Below are 18,562 nucleotides of genomic sequence, written 5' to 3'. Positions count from 1 at the left end.
TGCATTCCCGGCTCATTCAGGCCAAGGAGAGGCCGGTTTTGACAGCCGGTTTCTTTCGGGAGCTTCGAGTGGAAGTTAAATGGCTTGAAGATTTTCTGGCGCTGGCGCGCACGCTGAACTTTTCAAAGGCCGCCGATGAGCGCCATGTGACGCAATCCGCCTTCAGCCGGCGCATCCGGCAGCTGGAAGGATGGGTCGGAGCGAGCCTGATCGATAGGGCGACCTATCCGTCGCGGCTGACGGCCGCCGGCGAACGTTTCGTACCCGTCGCGGAACAGGCGTTGCAGGCGCTCTATCAGGCACGGCGCAATCTCCAGCATGAGGACGGCACGGATGCGCGCACCGTAACCCTGACGGCGCTGCACACTCTGTCCTTCACCTTCTTTCCGGATTGGCTCAGCCGGCTCAATGCCCGCATTGGTCCGGTCGTCTCGCATCTGCGCCCCGATTCCGGCAGCATGGAAGAAAACCTGAACTCCCTGATCGACGGGGAGAGCGACTTTCTTCTCACTTACCAGCATCTGCATGTGCCGATGCTGCTCGATCCACAATTCGAACACCATACGCTCGGCCGCGAAACGATCATCCCGGTCAGCGCAACAGGCTCCGACGGCACGCCGCTTCATGGGATCGAGCCGGGCTTCTCGCATGTCAGCTACCAGAAGACGTCCTTCTTCGGGCAATTGGTGGCCGGCGCCTTCGGCGAGCGCCTGCCCGCCGAAAACCGCGTGCATGTCGGCAGCATGTCGGTCGGCTTGAAGGGAATGGTCGCCGCCGGCTTCGGGCTCGCCTGGATTCCGGAAAGCCTCGTCACCACGGAGCTTGCCGATGGCCGGCTCGCGCGCGCGGCGGATGCGGAGTGGAATATCGAGGTGGAAATCCGCCTCTATCGCTCGCGCGAGAATCGCCGCCCGATCGTCGGGCGAATCTGGTCGATGCTCGACAAGCCCTGACGATCGATATCGGCCGTCGCAACGGGTTCAGATTGCGGTGCGCCGGGCATTCTCCATGTAGAGTGTGCGCAGGCGCCGGAACATCGGACCCGGCGTGCCATCGCCGATGACAGTGCCATCGACATTGGTGACGGAGACGATGAAATTGGAAGCGCTCGTCAGCCATGCTTCCGCGGCGGCTTGCGCCTCCTCGACGGAGAAAGGCCGCTCTTCGAGCACCAGCCCCTCTTCGCGCGCAAGCTCCAGAACGGCAAGCCGCGTGCAGCCGGGCAAGGTCGCCTGGCTGTTGGCGCGGGTCACGATGCGTCCGTCACGCGTGACGATATAGGCCGTGGACGACGCACCCTCGGTCACCACGTCGTTCTCCACCAGCCACGCCTCGTCGAAACCTTCCGCCTTGGCGGCACGCTTCGCCAGCACCTGCGACAATAGGCAGACGGACTTGATGTCGCGCCGCGCCCAGCGCTGATCCGGCATGGACCTGACCTTGAGGCCCTTTTCGACGGCGGCGACATGTTCGAGCGTCTTTGCCTGCGTGAAGAGAACCAGGGTCGGCTGCAGGTTCTCGGAATAGAGGAAGTTGCGATCCTCGGCGCCGCGCGTGTACTGGAGATAGACAAGCCCTTCGGTCAGCCGGTTTTCTTCCACCAGGCGCTTCTCGATCGCGACGATCTCGTCCGTCGTAATGGGCAAGCGGCCGCCGATCTCTCCCACGCTGCGCTCCAGGCGTGCCATGTGCAGGGCGCTGTCGATCAGCTTGCCGTCAAGAACTGCGGTCACCTCATAAATCCCGTCCCCGAAGAGAAAACCACGGTCGAAGATGGATAGATGCGCCTCATTCTCAGGCAGGAATGCACCGTTGAGATAGACGGTGCGGATCGTCGCGGCAGTCATGAAAACTCCGTATGATTGGGGCTGAAATCGGATATTGGCGATGCGCCTGCAAAGGCAGGCCGATGGGCCGGACCGTTGAGCCTTTGCCTGTTGCGGCATTGAAACTTTCGGCTCTTATGGCCACGGCGAATAAGATGAGATCGTTGCCCGATGCGGGCGGAGCGATCGTGGCAAGTCGCATGACCGACGCGCGGAGCGACGATATCGGCAATCCCGTTCAAGGAGCCGGGCTCGAAATGACCGGGTACGAATCCAAGTTCGCATGTTCTGCGCCGCTTCTGGTCCATCATCGATGCCTCATCAAGATCGGCGCGACATTACTCTGCCGTACAGCCGGAAGGCATAACAAAAACGGAATAGTTTCAGACCGCCTTTGCAAAAGCGCGTAGCTTCTATGGGTTCCGTTTGCGCGCGCGAGGTTTCGACTGAGCCCCGCTCCACGAACGCAAATGTCCCAGCACGATACGGGTCAGCGCGGATCTGCTGCCATATTTTAGGGCAATTGCTGCGCGAATATGATGTTGGTGACCCGCAAGACTTGCCTTTTCGGATTAGCGCCGCAAATGAAAGTGTTGGCGTCATCAAAGAGCCGGAGATACGGCGAGAGTTGCAACATCCCGTTTCGCTGGAGAAGACAGCCCGAAACAGGCTTGGGACCTTATCCAGTTGAACCAGAGGACGGCCTTCCGCCGAAATCGTGGGTTAAGATGTGACGGCGATGCTCTGTCCTGGCGGTATTCGAGGAGACCGGATTGCCTGATTTGCGACGCGAAGAACAATCCGCATCTGCGGTCATCGAGGCGAACGAACAGCCGCCGCGCAAGGACAGGAAGTCCTCGCCCTCGGAGCGGCGACGCTTTCCACGACCGGAACGAGCGGCTTCCGACGAAGCATTGCAGCCCCCGGCCTTGCAGCCGTTACGGTTTTCCACGCGCGACCTGGAGCCGGCGGCACAATTTGCCGCCTGGCAGGCCTATGTCGCGCCCCTGGTCGATGTCCGCCTGCCGGACAACACCCCGCAGGACGCCAGCTTCCCTGCCGATCATATTGCCTGGAATCTCGGCGGCATGCTGATCGTCCAGCAAGATACGCCCCCTCACAGCTACATGCGCTCGCAGGCGAAAGTGAAAGCCAATCTCATCGATCACTGGCATATTTCCGTGCTGCGCGACGGCCGAACATGGACGGAGGTCGATGGACACGTCCTCGAAGGCGAGCCGGGCAAGGTGGAGTTGCGCTCTCTCGGGCATCCTTTTCGGGGGCGTTCGACCGAGGCGACGAGCCTCTCGCTGTTCCTGCCGCGAGAACTGCTGTTCGATGTTCCAACCCCTGTCGAAATCGAAAACAACATCGCCCTTTCCGGGGTCTTCACCAGCATGCTGATCGAATATCTCGATAGTGTCGAAGACAATCTTTCGCGCTTTGCGGCTACGGATCTACCGCATGTCGTCCAGACAGTGCGCAACATGATCGTGGCGTCCGTTTCGACGTCCGCGGCGCAATCGACGGGAGTGGAACAGCACAGCGCCCTTGCGGTAACGGAACGCGTGCGGCGGTTCGTCGAAAGCAATCTCACTTCGGGCGAGCTGACGGTGGAGCAGATATGCCGCGAACTCGGCATATCCCGCACCAGGCTTTACCAGATTTTCGAGCAATATGGCGGCGTACATCACTATATTCAGCGCCGCCGTCTCTTGTCGGCCCATGCCGCGCTCAGCGACCCCGCCAACCGGGAGCAGATCATCGATATCGCCTTTGCGGTCGGATTTTCCTCGGCGGCACACTTCAGTCGCGCGTTCAGCAAGGAATTCGGCTACAGCCCGCGTGAGGCGAGAAACCTCACCATTCCGCGCTACGTTGGGCAAGTTGCCTCGCCGACATCGCCCGGCGGCAACCACTCCTTTGAAGAGTGGCTGAAAACTCTCGGCTACTATCACTAGAGACGGTGATTTCAGCATCCGCGCAAGCGCAAAGCGGTCGCTTCGCGCGAGGCGAAGGCCTATCCCCTCAGCAGCTCCATGGACAAGGTCACGCGATTGCACTTCAGCGATGGCGAAAATGGACGCTGCTGCAAGTTTCCGGATGCACGGCTAACGACACACGGCACGTAACCCATTAAAAATGAAGGGGAATAGTCGTTTTGACACCAAAGTCCCGGCGCGTGGCAAATGTACCCTGCGTCCGCCTGGGCAAGCTTTAGGGAACATAGCAATGGTATCGACCCGTCAGACCATACAGATCAGCAAGCCGCAGCACCCCTCCAGCGATGCCTACCGCGCAGTCGAGCGCGAGGAAGTCCTTGAGGTCGCCTTTCGCGATTTCGTGCAAATGGTGCTTGCTGCCGGCTGGAACGAGCCGGAAGTCGCTCTGACCCTCGCCGATATCGCAGATGATTATGTCATGGCTCTCGCTGGGAGAGTTGCCGAAAAGTAGTGTCGCGTAAGCGTAGGTGCTCCGCAGGGGTGAGCACCGACGCCATCAGCAACTCTTCACAGCATGCCGTCGGCGCTACCGCCCAATAAGAAGGCGGCTCGCCGGCGGCATGAGTTCTTTGCGATAGCTGGAAGCATGCCTACTTCAAGCCGCGCCTCGGCCGGGCGAGACCTGAAGAAAGCGAGTAACGTTGAAGGTCAGGCAGCGTCTCCGGTTTTGCCACGATATGGAAGCGGCGATCGAGTTCCATCCGACGCCCATCCCAGGCACGGCAGATGGAGAGTTTCGAACGGTGTAACCGACAATCGGAATGGGTCTGCCGGCAGCGCGAAGTTCGCAGGTTTCACGCTCGGCGACCGCCGCTATGTGGGTTTCAAGGCAGGCTGTTCGGCTGCCCGGATCACAGCTCCTGCATCCTCCTGGAATGCGCGACGCACAACGAGGTAAACCGCCTGCGAAATACGCAGGAAGCGGCATGCGCGAAATCTGAACATGCGGGCGGCTGCGCCCTTGTGAAAACGAAATTGGCCCTTGCCTGGAAACAAACGAACGGGCCGCGACAAAACTAGAAAGTAGCGGCAGCGCATCCCTTTCAGCCAGTCGAAAGGATACGCTGTCGTGAAGGTAAGCGGGAGCCGATCCGCACTCGGCTTCCGCTTACGCCATATCGGGCATCAATCGATAACCGGGCAGCCGCGCCGGTTGGCGAAGACCATGCGGTCCGGGCCACCGTCATTCCAGCCACGAACGACGATGCGCCGCCCGTTGCTGTCGACAGAATCGATACGCCGGAAGCCTTCCGCGCGGGCAGCCCGCATAAGCTCACGCCGGCCGCAGCCCCGATCGCGATCCCAGTCCCGGTCTCGGTCTCGATCCCAACCGCGCGGCGGACCTCGCCAATCCCGTCCCTGATCGCGCTGCCAGGGCGGCGGTGCGTAGCCGTCATCGCCACCATAATATTGTGCCGAAGCGACCGACGTCATCAGCTGCAGAGCCGCCAGTCCAATCAGCGCAACACGCGAAACCCGTACCAAACGTTCAAACATTCCCTACCCCCATTTCCTGTCTTGTGGACAAAGGGAGAGATACGTCGAGCCGCCTGAACTCAGTGTGAATGCGACGGCCGACTCCGTTTGCGCGCGGGAACCAGGGATCTGTTCACGGTCGGCGCCGAGCGCATTTTGATCAACTGAAGGGAAAGGCGCGAAACTCCTCAGTTGCCTCGCCGCGTGCCGAAAGTGCTTCAAGGCGCGGATAGATTCCGGCACTGACGACATCGGGGAGCATTTCCCGTGTGAAGCGAAACGCAACCGCGACGGTGATATCGGCTTGCAATGGGCGCTCTGCGAAGATCCAGCGACCGGGCCCTGGCATTTCCACTTCCAGCAGGCGATATGCGGCATCAAGCTGGCGCCGCACCCGATCGAGCCAAGGCTGGTGCTGCTTCTCCGAAGGTCTGAGATTGTGCTCATAGACAATCTGAACCGTCTTTTCACACGCCGCGAGCGCAAGCCCGATAATTCGCAGCGACCGCACATGAGCCGACGGATCGGCGGGCAGGAGACTGCGTTCCGGCGCCGATATCCGCTCGACATGCTCAAGTATCAGGCTCGACTCCATCAATACGGTCCCGTCGTCCGTCACAAGTGACGGCGCTTTCACGACCGGATTGATATCGGCGAACGCATCGAACGTGCTGAAGACCGAAAGCGGCTCATGCTCGAATGCGATATCGAGCGCGCGCAATGATATCGCCACCCGCCGGACAAAGGGCGAGTCCAACATTCCGATCAGTTTCATATCGTCACCGCCATTTCGCTGCATGATCCTGCGGCGGATAGTAGCGAGGCGCGCATGGCTCTTGCCAGTGGCCAAAATGGCCATTATCGCAAGGATCATGCCAAAACACACCAACCCGCTCGTCGTCATTGCCGCCTATAACAACCTTTGCACGTTCGAATTCGGATGCGCGTTCGAGGTGTTCGGATTGTCGCGGCCTGAAATGGGTGCCGGCTGGTATCGCTGCATGACGGCAGGGGTGGAGCCAGGACCCATCCGGGGTGCCGGCGGCCTCCTCGTCAGTCCCAACGGCGGCCTCGAGCTGTTCGAACAGGCCGATACGGTGGTCATCCCCGGCTGGCGCGGACCAAAGGCCAAGGCGCCCAGGCTGTTTCTCGAAGCGCTGCAAAAGGCGCATGCCAACGGCACACGCCTGGTATCGATCTGCGGCGGCGCCTTCGTGCTGGCCGAAGCCGGCCTGCTCGCCGGCAGGCGCGCGACGACCCATTGGCACCATGCCGGGAAGCTTGCCGCAACTTACCCGGACATCGATGTCGAACCGCATTCCCTCTATACCGACGAAGACGACATACTCACATCGGCCGGCAGTGCTGCCGGGCTCGATCTTTGCATTCATGTCGTGCGCAAGGATTTCGGCGCCAAGGCAGCCAACAGCGTGGCCCGGCGTCTCGTGGTCGCCGCCCACCGAGAGGGCGGCCAAAAACAGTTCATCGAACGGCCAGTCGCGCCACATGCGACGACACGGCTATCCGCGTTGCTGGATATGATCCGGGGCAACCTCGCCCAGCGATGGACCATCCAACGCATGGCGCAGGAAGCCTCCATGAGCGTCCGCAGCCTGCATCGGCACATCCGCGAAGCGACAGGGGCAGCACCGGGAGAATGGCTTCAGAAGGAGCGGCTTGCCAGAGCGCGGGAACTCCTGGAAGAAACCACCCTGCCGATATCGATCATCGCGGCAAATGTCGGCCTGGGGACCGCGACCAACTTCCGCAACCATTTCGGCGCGACCATGGGACTGTCACCGGCAGCCTACCGGTCGAAGTTTCGCAGCACTGGGATCGTGCAACAGTCCGAACATTCCGCCCGCAAGCTCAAGGGCAATCCGATCCCCGGCCCGCATCCTGACTTCGAATGACCTTACGCTATCGCGATCTCGGCATCTTGGAGACGTAACCCTGTCCTCGCGAACGGGCGGCCACCCGCAAGAACTGGTTCCCCTGATGCCAGTCGGCAACAGTCGAGTGGATCGACTTTGACAGGAACATCGCGCCGGCCAGGCAATAGAGCAGCGCGATGATCGTGGTTTCGACGACCAACGGTAAAAATGCAAAGCGGGCTTCCGCGCTTTCCTCTTCCTCGGGAAGCAGCTCAGGCAGGCCAAGCATCATGGCCACGAGCGGCGAAGCGAGAATGACGACGAATGCCATCCCATGAAACCAGAGACGCAATCGAGGTAGCCGCGCCGCCGCCCAAAAGGCCAGAAGCGGAGCACCGATATTGCATATCAGGCCAAGCGAAACGGCAATCTCCGTCGGCAGGATCGAATTATCGTACATGAGTTCCCCAATCCCTTTTTTCTATCGAGATTAGTACCGCGCGCACGGAATGACAACTTGGTCATATTTGGTAATTGCCGGCGCTATTCGGGAACTTTGTCGACGCCGAGCCGCAGGGAATGTTGACGATCGGACCCGATGAACCGCATACATGCCGCATTGATCCGGCACTATGGAGCGAGCTACGGGAACCCGACGAGCGCCAACGTTACCGCACGCTGCGTTCACGCACAGCGCGACGAAGCCGCTGATCGTCGTAAGCCTGGTGCCCGAGGGATCGAACGCATCCGGACAGACACGGTTCGCGACGGTAGCCTAGGTGGCATTTCCGTTTTCGTCGATCTTATCGAAGTCCTGTTTTACATAATCGCAGTTGCAACAGGCCGCACAACATATAGTCTGGCGGGCATCGTGGGAGAGATAGATGGCGGCAGAAAACTCCGGAACCTTAGCGCTGCTGATTGATGGCGACAACGCTTCGCCAAAGATCGTCGTCGGTCTCATGGCTGAGATTGCCAACTACGGAACGGCTAGCGTCAAACGCATCTACGGTGACTGGACCGGCCCCAACCTCAAGGGCTGGAAAGAATGCCTGCTCGAACATTCAATCCAGCCAATTCAGCAATTCGCCTATACGACCGGAAAGAACGCGACCGACGGCGCAATGATCATCGACGCCATGGACTTGTTGTATACTGGCCGCTTCTCGGGATTCTGTATTATCTCCAGTGATAGCGATTTTGCGCGGCTGGCGGCGAGAATCCGAGAACAGGGCGTTACCGTCTATGGGTTCGGCGAGCGGAAGACCCCTCGCCCCTTCATCACCGCCTGCGACAAGTTCGTCTATTTCGACGTGCTCAATGCTCAGGCTGCAGAGGTAGAGGAAGCAGCGGCCCCCGCCCAAAACCCAGTCCAGGCCAAACCTGCCGCCGTAAAGGCGACGCCTAAAAAGGTGGGATTGGATAAAGCGGCACGAAACATGTTGACCAAAGCGATTATCGCAACTGCTGACGAAGACGGTCGAGCCAATCTGGCTCAAGTGGGAGGGCATCTGGCGAAGCAGGCGCCCGACTTCGATGCACGCAACTACGGCTTCCCGAGGTTAAGCGATCTCGTGAAGTCGTCCGGGATCGTCGATGTGGAGCGGGCGCCGGATAACGCCAAAACAATCCTGGTTCGCCTCAAGAAAGCTTAAGCCGGCAACACGAACGCAAGACGAGGATTGCCCCTACCGGCCGATCGGGCAGCGCATCGCGGAAGCGGGTGCGCCCGCGGCATGTCGTGGCATTTGCTACATAGTGCAGCATCGATCCATATGGCAGTCTCGCCCTGCAGGCTTCCGAATTTTGCCTACCCAAAAATTTGCGCGAGGTCTTGTTGCCGAACGCAGGACCGCCGCTCTGTCCTCCCGTAGCCGCTGGGCATCATGGCTCCATGGTGCGGATGTCGGCGCCTAATCCCCGATTCCGGTAATGGTCGGCTTGAACCTGATGGTTCGCTCGCCGACATCCCCTTCATCGGCGACGGCGCGGCGGACCAACTGCGCGGCAATTTCGCCGATGGCGCGTCGCGGCGAACGGGACGTCGCGATCGGCGCCGGCAGGGAATTGATCAGATCCAGCCCGTTGAACCCGGCGATCAGGACCTGCCGGGGAACTGCGACGCCCAGCTCCATGCAGGCGAACAATCCGCCGCTCGCCATGTCGTCATTGGAGTAATAGATGCAGTCAAGATCCGGCACGGCCGCAAGCATGGCCGTTGTCAGCTGCTTTCCGAGAGCAATCGAGGAAAAGGCATCATCGATCCGTTGCTCCGTGAAGCCCAGGCCATGGGCGCGCAGGACCCGCTCGAAGCCAGCCTTGCGCTTGCCCGCGCGCTGATCCTTTGCCAGCGCACTGCCGACATAACCGAACCGGCTGCGCCCAGCCGCGATCAGCGCTTCAGCCATGTCCTCGCCCGCCGCCCCGTGGGAAAGCCCGACATTGAAATCGATCGGCGCGCCGTCGAGATCCATGAGCTGGATGACCGGAATATCGGCATGGCGAAGCAGGCTCACCGTCTCCTCCGGCTGGTCGAGACCGGTGACGATGATCGCGCAAGGCTGCCAGGAGAGCATGTCACGGATGATCTCGCGCTCCTTGTTCACGTCATAATCGGATATGCCGAACACGGCCTGCATCCCGGAACCGTCCAGACCGGCGGAGATACCGGCCAGCACCTCGGGAAAGACGATGTTCGACATGCTGGGAACGACGACGGCGACCAGATTGGTGCGTTGCGAGGACAGCGAGAGCGCAAGCCGGTTGCCGACATAGTTCATCCGCGTCGCTGCCGCGAGGACCCTGCCGCGCGTCTCGCTGGAGACGTCCACAGCGCCGCGCAGGGCGCGCGATGCCGTCATCTTGCTGACGCCCGCTTCGATCGCGACTTCTTCCAGAGTGGGTTTGCGCATCCCCAAGCAACCCTCGATGAACCATGGCGACCGGCACGCGGCCGCTCTTCTTCATAGAAGGTTTCCTCGAAAAGGCAAACATCCGCCACTTGACAATTCGTGGGGAATTGAGGCTTGTTACCGATACCGGTATCGATAACATTGCTAAAATCACCGAGGTAACACCGTGCAGCACACGACAAAGGCCGCCGTCATCGGCCTGGGATCCATGGGTTGGGGCGCGGCCCTCTCCCTTCTCAAGGCGGGCTTTACCGTGCGCGGCTGCGATGTTCGCAGCGAGGTCCTCGCCCGCTTTGCCGAAAACGGCGGCACGCCCTGCACGACGCCCGCTTCCGCGGCGGAAGATGCCGACGTGATTCTTGTCTATGTCGTCAACAGCAAGCAGGTCGAGGACGTCCTCTTCGGTGAGAACGGTGCGCTCGAAACCGCGCGGCCCGCGACGGTATTCCTGCTCTGCACCACCATGGCTCCGAGCGCCACGACGGCCATCGCCGAAAAGCTGGAATCATCGGGGATGCTCGTTGTCGATGCCCCCGTTTCCGGAGGGCATGTTCGCGCGCTTTCGGGCGAGATTACCGTCATGGCATCCGGCACGCCCGAGGCCTTCGACCGGGCATCCGCGGTGCTCGACGCCATCTCTGCCAAGGTGTTCCGGCTGGGCGATCGCCCCGGCCCCGGCTCGCAAGTCAAGATGATCAACCAGTTGCTCGCCGGTGTGCATATCGCCGCGACGGCCGAAGCCATGACGCTCGCCGCCAAGGCCGGCATCGACCTGAAGACGCTTTATGACGTGATCCGCGTTTCCGCCGGTTCGTCCTGGATGTTCGAAAACCGTGGCGAGCACATCGTATCCGGCGATTATACGCCACGCTCGGCCATCAATATCTTCGTCAAGGATCTCGGCATCGTGACGGCGGAGGCCAACAGCGTTGGCGCCCTCACGCCGCTTGCCGCTACGGCGCTCGACCTCTTCGTGGAAGCATCGCAGGCCGGCTTGGGCCTGGAAGACGATGCAGCCGTCGCAAAAATCCTGGCGGCCAAGAGCGGCGCCATCCTGCCGGGCGTAAAGGGCTAGACAATGACGCTTCTGCTTGGCTGCATCGCGGATGACTTTACCGGCGCGACCGATCTTGCCGCGCTGCTGGCGCGCAGCGGATTACCCGTTTCGCTGCGGATCGGCGTACCGCGGGAAAAGCGCGCCCGGAGCGAGACGTCGGCCTTCGAGGTCATCGCCTTGAAATGCCGGACATCGCCGGTCGAAACTGCCGTCGAGCAGACCGGGCAGGCGCTGGAGTGGCTGAGGCAAGCCGGGGCGAGCCGCTTCTTCTGGAAATATTGCTCCACATTCGACAGCACGGCCGAGGGCAATATCGGCCCGGTCGCGGAGATGCTGATGGCGAAGACGGGCGCGGCCCAGACGATCTATTGTCCGGCCTTTCCGGAGAATGGCCGCAGCGTCTTCATGGGCCATCTGTTCGTCGGAGAGCAGCTTTTGTCCGAAAGCCCGATGAAGGACCATCCGCTGACGCCGATGCGCGATTCGAACCTTGTCCGGATTCTGGCGCCGCAGGTGATCGGGGCCGTCGGCCTCGCCAACCGCAATATCGTCTCGAAAGGCCCGACAGCGCTCAGGGCAAAATTGGCGGAACTCAGCGACGACGCTATTCGGCATGTGATCGTCGATGCCGTCTGCGACGATGATCTCGGCACCATCGCCGCCGCATCGTTCGACATGCCCCTGCTGACGGGCGGCAGCGCGATCGCCGGCCAATTGCCGCGACTTTACCTGGAGCAAGGGCTGGCAACGCTGCCCCGGCAACGACAAGCGCTGCCGAAGGTCGCCGGCAGCCCGATCGTCCTGTCGGGCAGCTGCTCCGCCATGACGCGCAGGCAGGTCGCCAGCTATGCGGGACAGGTCGCGAGCTTGCGGCTGGATCCGGTCGCGCTCGCCGAAGGCGGCGCGGCGGCCGCCTGCGAATGGCTGCGTCAGCAACCAGCCGACGCGCCGAAACTCATCTACGCCACCGCCGAACCCCAGGAGGTGCGGCATGCGCAGGAACGGTTGGGCCGGGAAAGGGCGGGCCAGGTGGTCGAGGAGGCTCTGTCCGAGATCGCCCGCGAGGCTTTCCATCACGGCGCACGCCGGTTCGTCGTTGCCGGCGGCGAGACCTCCGGCGCAATCACCCAGGCGCTCGGCGTAACGCATCTGACCATCGGGCCAGAAATAGCGCCCGGCGTGCCCTGGACCTTCACGACAGCTGGAGGGGAGGCAATCGCGCTCGCGCTCAAATCGGGCAATTTCGGCGACGAGACCTTCTTCACCGATGCCTTCCACCGATTGGAGACCGCATGAGCGAAGAAGCCGACCTGCGCGAACAAATCTGCACGATGGCCAAATCGCTTTACGATCGCGGCCTGACCGCCGGCTCCTCAGGCAACATTTCCGCCCGTCTCAGCGACGGCCGCCTTCTGGTCACGCCAACGGGCAGCTCCTTCGGGCGCCTCGATCCCGCTCGCCTGTCGTTGTTCGACGGTGAGGGCCGGCTGATCGGCGGAGACAAGCCGACGAAGGAAATGCCGCTGCACGCGGCCTTCTATGAGACCCGGCCGAAAAAGACAGGGGCCGTGGTGCATCTTCATTCCAGCCATTCGGTTGCGCTCTCGATATTGCCCGGCGTCGATGCGGAGAACATGCTGCCGCCACTGACGGCCTATTCGATCATGAAGCTCGGCAAGGTGAAGCTGCTGCCCTATTTCATGCCGGGTGACCCGGCCATGGGCGACGCCATCCGCGGCCTTGCCGGCAAGCGCAGCGCCGTGATGCTGGCAGCGCACGGACCCGTGGTCTCGGCCAAGGATCTGGAAGCGGCCGTCTATGCGATAGAGGAACTGGAAGAGACGGCCAAGCTTGCCATGCTGACGCGCGGAGCCAATCCCTCGCTGCTGACCGATGCGCAGATCGCCGATCTCGTTCGAACCTATGATGTGGAGTGGGACTGAACATGCCGCGCTTTTCCGCCAATCTGGGATTTCTCTGGCAGGAGCTCTCCCTTCCCGACGCGATCCATGCTGCCAAAACGGCCGGCTTCGATGCCGTGGAATGCCACTATCCGTATGACACCCCGCCCGAAGCCGTGCGTCAGGCCCTGAGCGAAACCGGCCTCGCCATGCTCGGCCTCAATACCGCGCGCGGCAATGTCGCGGCTGGCGACAACGGCCTCGCCGCCATTCCCGGACGGCAGGACGAAGCCCGCGGCGCTATCGATCAGGCAATCGACTATGCCGTCGCCATCGGCGCGCAAAACGTCCATGTGATGGCCGGCAAGGCCAATGGCGAAGAGGCGCGAACCACTTTCCTCGCCAATCTTCGCTATGCCTGCGAACGCGCCGATACGGCAGGCGTGACCGTGCTGATAGAGCCGCTGAACCAGCGCGACGCGCCGGGCTATTTCCTGCAGACGGCGGACCAGGCGCTCGACATCATTTCCGCAGTGGGTGCGCGGAACCTCAAACTGATGTTCGATTGCTATCACATCCAAATCATGCAGGGTGACCTGACGCACAGGCTGCAAGCGCATGTGGCGGCAATCGGCCATATCCAGATTGCGGCCGTTCCGGATCGGCGCGAACCGGATCACGGAGAGATCGACTATCGTCATATCCTGCGCTTTCTGGAAACGCTCGGCTATGACAAGCCGATCGGCGCGGAATATCGGCCGGCAACCACGACGGACGCCGGTCTCGGCTGGCTGCAGGCCTATAGATGAAAAGGCCGCCGGCATTCCGAATGCCCGATGGCCGCCAGAGAGATTCGCTCGGGAATTATCCCGAAGACTGATATCAGCCCGTTGGGAGGAAAATCCGATATGCATGTTTTGATCCTTGGCGCTGCGGGCATGATCGGCCGCAAGCTCGTGACCCGTATTGCCGCCGAGCCGAAAATCCTCGGACGGGCCATCGATCGCCTGACGCTGGTCGATGCCTTTCAGCCGCCAGTGCCGGAATCCCTCGCATCCGTATCGAAGGCCTTGACGGTGGACCTTGCGACATCAGGCGTGGCCGAGAGGCTCATCGAAGACCGTCCCGATATGATCTTTCACCTCGCCGCCATCGTCTCCGGCGAGGCCGAGGCCGACTTCGACAAGGGTTATAGCGTCAATCTCGACGGCACGCGGGCGCTCTTCGACGCCATCAGGCAGCAAGGCCTGAAATCCGCCTATGCACCGCGCGTCATTTTCGCCTCCTCCATCGCCGTGTTCGGAACACCCTTCCCCGAAACCATCGGCGATGAATTCCTGACCGCGCCGCTGACGAGCTACGGCACCCAGAAGGCGATTGCGGAGCTTCTGCTTGCCGATTATTCGCGACGCGGCATTTTTGACGGCATCGGCATCCGGCTGCCGACCATCTGCGTGCGGCCCGGCGCGCCGAACAAGGCTGCTTCCGGCTTTTTTTCCAACATCCTGCGTGAACCGCTGGTCGGCAAAGAGGCCATTCTACCGGTCAGCGACACCGTGCGCCACTGGTTCGCAAGCCCCCGCTCCGCGGTCGGCTTCTTCGTCCATGCCGCAACGCTCGACACCAAGAGAGTGGGGGCCAGGCGCAATCTCACCATGCCCGGCCTCTCCGCACTCGTCTCGGATGAAATCGACGCATTGCGCCGTGTCGGCGGAGACAAGGCCGTTGCTCTCATCCGGCGCGAGCCAGACCCGGTGATCGAACGGATTGTCGCCGGCTGGCCGACACAGTTCGATGCTGAGCGCGCGCGCGATCTCGGCTTCAGGGCAGAGCAGAGCTTTGAAGAAATATTGCAGGTGCATATCGAGGACGAATTGGGCGGGAGGCTTGCATGACGGAGATATCGTCGAACACACAGAACGCGATCGCGCTGGTGACCGGCGGCGGCACCGGCATCGGCCGCGCCATCGCGAAGGCACTCGGCTCGGCCGGTTTCAAGGTGGTTATCTCTGGACGCCGGGCTGATATTCTCGAAAAGGCCGCCCGCGAGCTGTCGGAGGAAACCGGCGCGGAATTTTTCGCGGTTGCAGCCGATGTCAGCGATCCGATATCGGTCAAAAGCCTGTTCGATGCCATCGCCGACCGATATGGCCGCCTCGACCTTCTCGTCAACAATGCCGGTATCGGCCTGCCGGCCGTGCCGATGGAGGAACTGACCATCGAGCAATGGAACGCGATCGTCGGCGCTAACCTGACCGGCGCATTCCTCTGCACGCAGCAGGCGTTCCGCCTGATGAAAACGCAGGTGCCGCATGGTGGCCGTATCATCAACAACGGATCGATCTCGGCGACGACGCCGCGGCCGCATTCGGCGCCCTATACGGCCACGAAGCACGCCATCACCGGGCTGACGAAATCGACGGCACTCGATGGCCGCCCCTTCGACATCGCCTGCGGTCAGATCGATATCGGCAATGCCGCGACCGACATGACGGCGAGGATGAGCGCCGGCGTGCTGCAGGCCAACGGCGAGACCGCAACCGAACCGACGATCTCGGCCGAGCATGTCGCGCGCGCCGTCGTCTACATGGCAAGCCTGCCGCTCGATGCCAACGTCCTGTCGATGACCGTCATGGCAACGAAAATGCCGCTCGTCGGCAGAGGATAGCGAACAGCAACCGGCAGCGTCGGATTTCCGGCGCTGCCGACAGCATAGGGACAGCGTTTCGGCTCAGATAGCCGGTCGCGCCGAAGGCTTCACTTGCCTGCGCTCGATCAGGCCGCCGATGCTGAAGATCAGCACCTCGATCTCCGTGTCGATCTTGTCGCCGTCGAGCAGCCTGACGACGTCGTCTATGCCTGATACGGCCTGGCCGTCGATGGCAAGCAGGTAATCTCCCTCGTGCAAGCCGCCTTTTTCCGCGGGACTATCCTTTTCGACACGACGCAGACGCACCGCCGTCGAATGCGTGCCGCCGGCCTCCAGCGCGATGCGCCGATGCAGCTCGACCGTATCGGCGGCAATGCCGATATAGGCACGCCTGACATGGCCGAAGCGCAGGATTTCGGACACCACATGCTTGGCGGTGTTAGAGGCCACCGAAAATGCGATGCTCTGCGCGCCCTGGATGACGGCGGTGTTGACGCCGATCACCTCGCCGGCAGACGAGACCAGCGGGCCGCCGGAATTGCCCGGATTGAGTGCGGCATCCGTCTGGATGATATCGTCCATCAACCGCCCGCTGGCCGCGCGCATCGACCTGCCGAGCGCCGAGACGATACCGGCCGTGACGGTCCATTCGAAGCCAAGCGGATTGCCGATGGCAATCGCGATGTGACCGCGCTTGAGCGATTTGGAATCCCCGAGCCTTGCCCAGTTTCCGGGCCAGTCATTGGCGCGGATGAGCGCAAGGTCGGTATCCGGATCACGCCCGAGCACCCTTCCCTCGACGGTCGCCCCTTCCGGGGTCTTGATGCGCACGGCTTTCGCATCGTCCACGACATGATTGTTGGTGACGACGAGACCATCCGGCGAGATGGCGAAGCCGGAACCATGCCCGGCGCGGCCTCCCAATCGCTCGATCCGGCTGACCGCCGGCCCGACAAGATCGACGGCACTCGATACCGATTGGGAATAGGCATCCAGCAGCCCGGTATCGGATGACGGCTGGATGTCACGATCAATGAAGCCCATGAAAACTCCTCGGACGCGAAGCGTCGCATAGAGGAACGGCAGCGACTGAAGAAAGCAGGAGGCTGTCGGTTCGACAGATTGAAATGGTAACTATTCAGATGAGGAGGCGTCATCTGAAGTTCAAGAGCCGGCCGGTTGCGCCGTCCCAGGTGGCGAAGCCCTATCTCGACCGTCTCGAAACAGTCTGATGGCGTCGGCCGGCGCTCGCGGTGCGCCAGGTATTCCGCCCATTGGCCTTGGCGCGATAAAGAGCGCGATCGGCCTCCTGAACGAGCGTTTCCCCGTTCTGGCCATTTTCCGGAGCCGCCGAAACGCCGATGCTGATGCCGATATCGACCATGGCGCCTCCGATGTGGAATGAAGACTTGAACGCCGCGATGCAACCTCTCGCCACCTCGCCGACGTCTGCCTCCTCCCCTGTCATCAGGATGGCGAACTCATCGCCCCCCAGGCGCGCGACCATGTGTCCTCTTGCCGCGCCGCGCAGCCGTTCGGCCACCATCTTGAGAACCTCGTCACCTGCGGCGTGGCCGAAGGTATCGTTCACCGGCTTGAACCCGTCGAGGTCGAGGCAGAAAACGGCGACGCCCTTGCCGCCGCTCTCCTTCAGCGCATCGCCGAGAGCCTTGTAAAAGCACATGCGGTTCGGCAAGCCGGTCAGCATGTCGTGTTGCGCGAGGCGATTGGCCTCGGCCTCGGCGAGAATCCGATCGCTGACGTCGGCGATGGTTAGCAGGAAGCGACGCTCGAGCCCTTCATGCAGCAACCGGACATAGATGAGGACGTGGCGCTCCGTGCCATCGGCTATTCTTTGCCGCCAGACCGTCCTGGCCTCGCAGTCACCTTCAAGCCTGACCAGCGCCTTGGCAAATCGATCGGTCTCGCTTTCGACATGCATGTCGCCTGCTCTCATCGACAGCAGTTGCGCTTTTCCGAGACCGTAGAAGTCCAAGGCTGCCCGGTTGGCCTGGAGAATCTGGAGGCTGCCGCCATCGCACAGGAGCATCGGCATCGGATTGGCGTCGAAGAGCTGGCTTAGCCACTCCTCACGCTGCTTCAACTCGCTGATGTCTATCCGCATACCGATCGCGCCGCCATCGGGGGTGCGCCGATCGTCATGGCGAAGCCACCGGCCGTCACGAAGCTGCTGCTCCTCCTGCGAGACCGGCTGACGGAATTTTCGCATGCGCTGCTGCAGCCAGCTATCCTGGTCTCCCACGACTTCCGGCATGCGGCCGCTAGCGAGGCTGATCTTCAGGATATCCTCAAAGGCGATGCCCGGTTTGAGGTGATCCGCGATATCGGGATAGAGTTCCGCATATTTCTCGTTCCAGAGAACATAGCGATCGTTCGCATCGAAGACGCAAACGGCTTCGGGCAACATTTCTATCACGTATCGGAGACGCAGATTGGCCTCCCGCGCCGCCATGGCCGCCCGGCGCTCCTCGTTTTCCGGTTCGACCAGAACCGCGGTCAGCGTCCCGGACGTCGAGGGCCACGTCATGACCCGCACCTGACAATCCCGCCGCTGACCGTCGCGGGTTACGATCAGCGCCGGCGCGGCGGCCGGAGGCAGCGGCCAGTCCGGCACCAGATCGCCGATGACGGAGGGCGCGTCTCCAAGAGCAAAAAGGCCACGCGCCTCGGCATTGGCAAAGACGATCGTGCCCGCGGCATCGAGCACGAGCGCCGCTATTGGACATGCTTCGAGAAATGCGACGATTTCCGTCTCCAGCATTTGATCCCAGTATGGCCTTTCAAAGGTGTCCCTGAATTCAAGTATAGCATTCGATGGTAAAGGAATGCCGTAAACCGGGAT

18 protein-coding genes are annotated in these 18,562 nt (G+C 61.7%); 11 read left to right on the top strand and 7 right to left on the bottom strand.

From position 1 onward, the window contains the following. Window positions 1-68 precede the first annotated feature (68 nt). Complete coding sequence (locus tag ACQZ6J_RS12275; RefSeq protein WP_449084247.1) at window positions 69-953, top strand: LysR family transcriptional regulator; 885 nt, start codon at window positions 69-71, stop codon at window positions 951-953. A 27-nt stretch (window positions 954-980) separates the two neighbouring features. Here the strand turns inward: ACQZ6J_RS12275 and ACQZ6J_RS12270 are convergent, their stop codons facing one another. Continuing rightward, window positions 981-1,847, bottom strand: coding sequence for a D-amino-acid transaminase (locus ACQZ6J_RS12270; RefSeq protein WP_449084246.1), 867 nt, complete (start codon window positions 1,845-1,847; stop codon window positions 981-983). Window positions 1,848-2,641: 794 nt separating this feature from the next. Here ACQZ6J_RS12270 and ACQZ6J_RS12265 point away from each other — a divergent pair. Together ACQZ6J_RS12265 and ACQZ6J_RS12260 are read left to right on the top strand one after the other, a co-directional pair. Next, a complete protein-coding gene (locus ACQZ6J_RS12265; protein ID WP_163985723.1) occupies window positions 2,642-3,787 on the top strand; it encodes a helix-turn-helix domain-containing protein in 1,146 nt (381 codons plus the stop codon). Between the two features lie 271 nt (window positions 3,788-4,058). Continuing rightward, the gene (locus tag ACQZ6J_RS12260; protein WP_163985447.1) at window positions 4,059-4,280 is read left to right on the top strand and encodes a hypothetical protein; all 222 of its coding nucleotides are present in this window, start codon (window positions 4,059-4,061) and stop codon (window positions 4,278-4,280) included. A 674-nt stretch (window positions 4,281-4,954) separates the two neighbouring features. Here the strand turns inward: ACQZ6J_RS12260 and ACQZ6J_RS12255 are convergent. Together ACQZ6J_RS12255 and ACQZ6J_RS12250 are read right to left on the bottom strand one after the other, a co-directional pair. Next, entirely contained in the window at window positions 4,955-5,326 is a 372-nt protein-coding gene (locus ACQZ6J_RS12255; RefSeq protein WP_449084245.1) for a hypothetical protein, read from the bottom strand. Between the two features lie 139 nt (window positions 5,327-5,465). After that, window positions 5,466-6,080, bottom strand: coding sequence for a glutathione S-transferase family protein (locus ACQZ6J_RS12250; protein ID WP_449084244.1), 615 nt, complete (start codon window positions 6,078-6,080; stop codon window positions 5,466-5,468). Between the two features lie 97 nt (window positions 6,081-6,177). Here ACQZ6J_RS12250 and ftrA point away from each other — a divergent pair, with 97 nt between their 5' ends. Then, the gene (gene ftrA / locus ACQZ6J_RS12245; RefSeq protein ID WP_449084243.1) at window positions 6,178-7,218 is read left to right on the top strand and encodes a transcriptional regulator FtrA; all 1,041 of its coding nucleotides are present in this window, start codon (window positions 6,178-6,180) and stop codon (window positions 7,216-7,218) included. Between the two features lie 7 nt (window positions 7,219-7,225). Here the strand turns inward: ftrA and ACQZ6J_RS12240 are convergent, their stop codons facing one another. Next, window positions 7,226-7,639, bottom strand: coding sequence for a hypothetical protein (locus ACQZ6J_RS12240; RefSeq protein WP_246725687.1), 414 nt, complete (start codon window positions 7,637-7,639; stop codon window positions 7,226-7,228). A 424-nt stretch (window positions 7,640-8,063) separates the two neighbouring features. On the opposite strand from ACQZ6J_RS12240, the gene ACQZ6J_RS12235 reads away from it, so the two are divergent. Further along, window positions 8,064-8,834 carry an NYN domain-containing protein gene (locus ACQZ6J_RS12235; protein ID WP_449084242.1) on the top strand — a complete coding sequence of 257 codons (771 nt, stop codon included), beginning with the start codon at window positions 8,064-8,066 and terminating at the stop codon, window positions 8,832-8,834. Between the two features lie 258 nt (window positions 8,835-9,092). Here ACQZ6J_RS12235 and ACQZ6J_RS12230 read toward each other — a convergent pair whose 3' ends face one another. After that, a complete protein-coding gene (locus ACQZ6J_RS12230) occupies window positions 9,093-10,091 on the bottom strand; it encodes a LacI family DNA-binding transcriptional regulator (protein WP_449084241.1) in 999 nt (332 codons plus the stop codon). Window positions 10,092-10,257: 166 nt separating this feature from the next. Between ACQZ6J_RS12230 and ltnD the strand changes: the two genes are divergently transcribed. From ltnD to ACQZ6J_RS12200, 6 genes are all read left to right on the top strand, one after another. Then, entirely contained in the window at window positions 10,258-11,166 is a 909-nt protein-coding gene (gene ltnD / locus ACQZ6J_RS12225; protein WP_449084240.1) for an L-threonate dehydrogenase, read from the top strand. Window positions 11,167-11,169: 3 nt separating this feature from the next. Further along, window positions 11,170-12,444, top strand: a complete 1,275-nt coding sequence (gene otnK, locus ACQZ6J_RS12220) for a 3-oxo-tetronate kinase (RefSeq protein ID WP_449084239.1) — start codon at window positions 11,170-11,172, stop codon at window positions 12,442-12,444. After that, a complete protein-coding gene (gene otnC / locus ACQZ6J_RS12215; protein WP_163985455.1) occupies window positions 12,441-13,091 on the top strand; it encodes a 3-oxo-tetronate 4-phosphate decarboxylase in 651 nt (216 codons plus the stop codon). Before otnK ends, otnC begins: the two co-directional genes overlap by 4 nt. A 2-nt stretch (window positions 13,092-13,093) precedes the next feature. Next, window positions 13,094-13,858, top strand: coding sequence for a hydroxypyruvate isomerase family protein (locus ACQZ6J_RS12210; protein WP_449084238.1), 765 nt, complete (start codon window positions 13,094-13,096; stop codon window positions 13,856-13,858). Between the two features lie 99 nt (window positions 13,859-13,957). Next, complete coding sequence (gene denD / locus ACQZ6J_RS12205; RefSeq protein ID WP_449084237.1) at window positions 13,958-14,944, top strand: D-erythronate dehydrogenase; 987 nt, start codon at window positions 13,958-13,960, stop codon at window positions 14,942-14,944. After that, on the top strand, window positions 14,941-15,717 hold the full coding sequence (locus ACQZ6J_RS12200; protein ID WP_449084236.1) for an SDR family oxidoreductase: 777 nt from the start codon (window positions 14,941-14,943) through the stop codon (window positions 15,715-15,717). Before denD ends, ACQZ6J_RS12200 begins: the two co-directional genes overlap by 4 nt. Window positions 15,718-15,780: 63 nt before the next feature. On the opposite strand, the gene ACQZ6J_RS12195 is transcribed toward ACQZ6J_RS12200, so the two are convergent. Both ACQZ6J_RS12195 and ACQZ6J_RS12190 read right to left on the bottom strand, forming a co-directional pair. After that, a complete protein-coding gene (locus ACQZ6J_RS12195; protein ID WP_449084235.1) occupies window positions 15,781-16,743 on the bottom strand; it encodes a S1C family serine protease in 963 nt (320 codons plus the stop codon). Window positions 16,744-16,903: 160 nt separating this feature from the next. Beyond that, the gene (locus tag ACQZ6J_RS12190; protein WP_449084234.1) at window positions 16,904-18,481 is read right to left on the bottom strand and encodes a diguanylate cyclase domain-containing protein; all 1,578 of its coding nucleotides are present in this window, start codon (window positions 18,479-18,481) and stop codon (window positions 16,904-16,906) included. Window positions 18,482-18,562: the final 81 nt, after the last annotated feature.

This window comes from Rhizobium sp. A37_96 (genome assembly GCF_053521765.1).
This window is presented reverse-complemented; position numbering and strand designations above follow the sequence as displayed.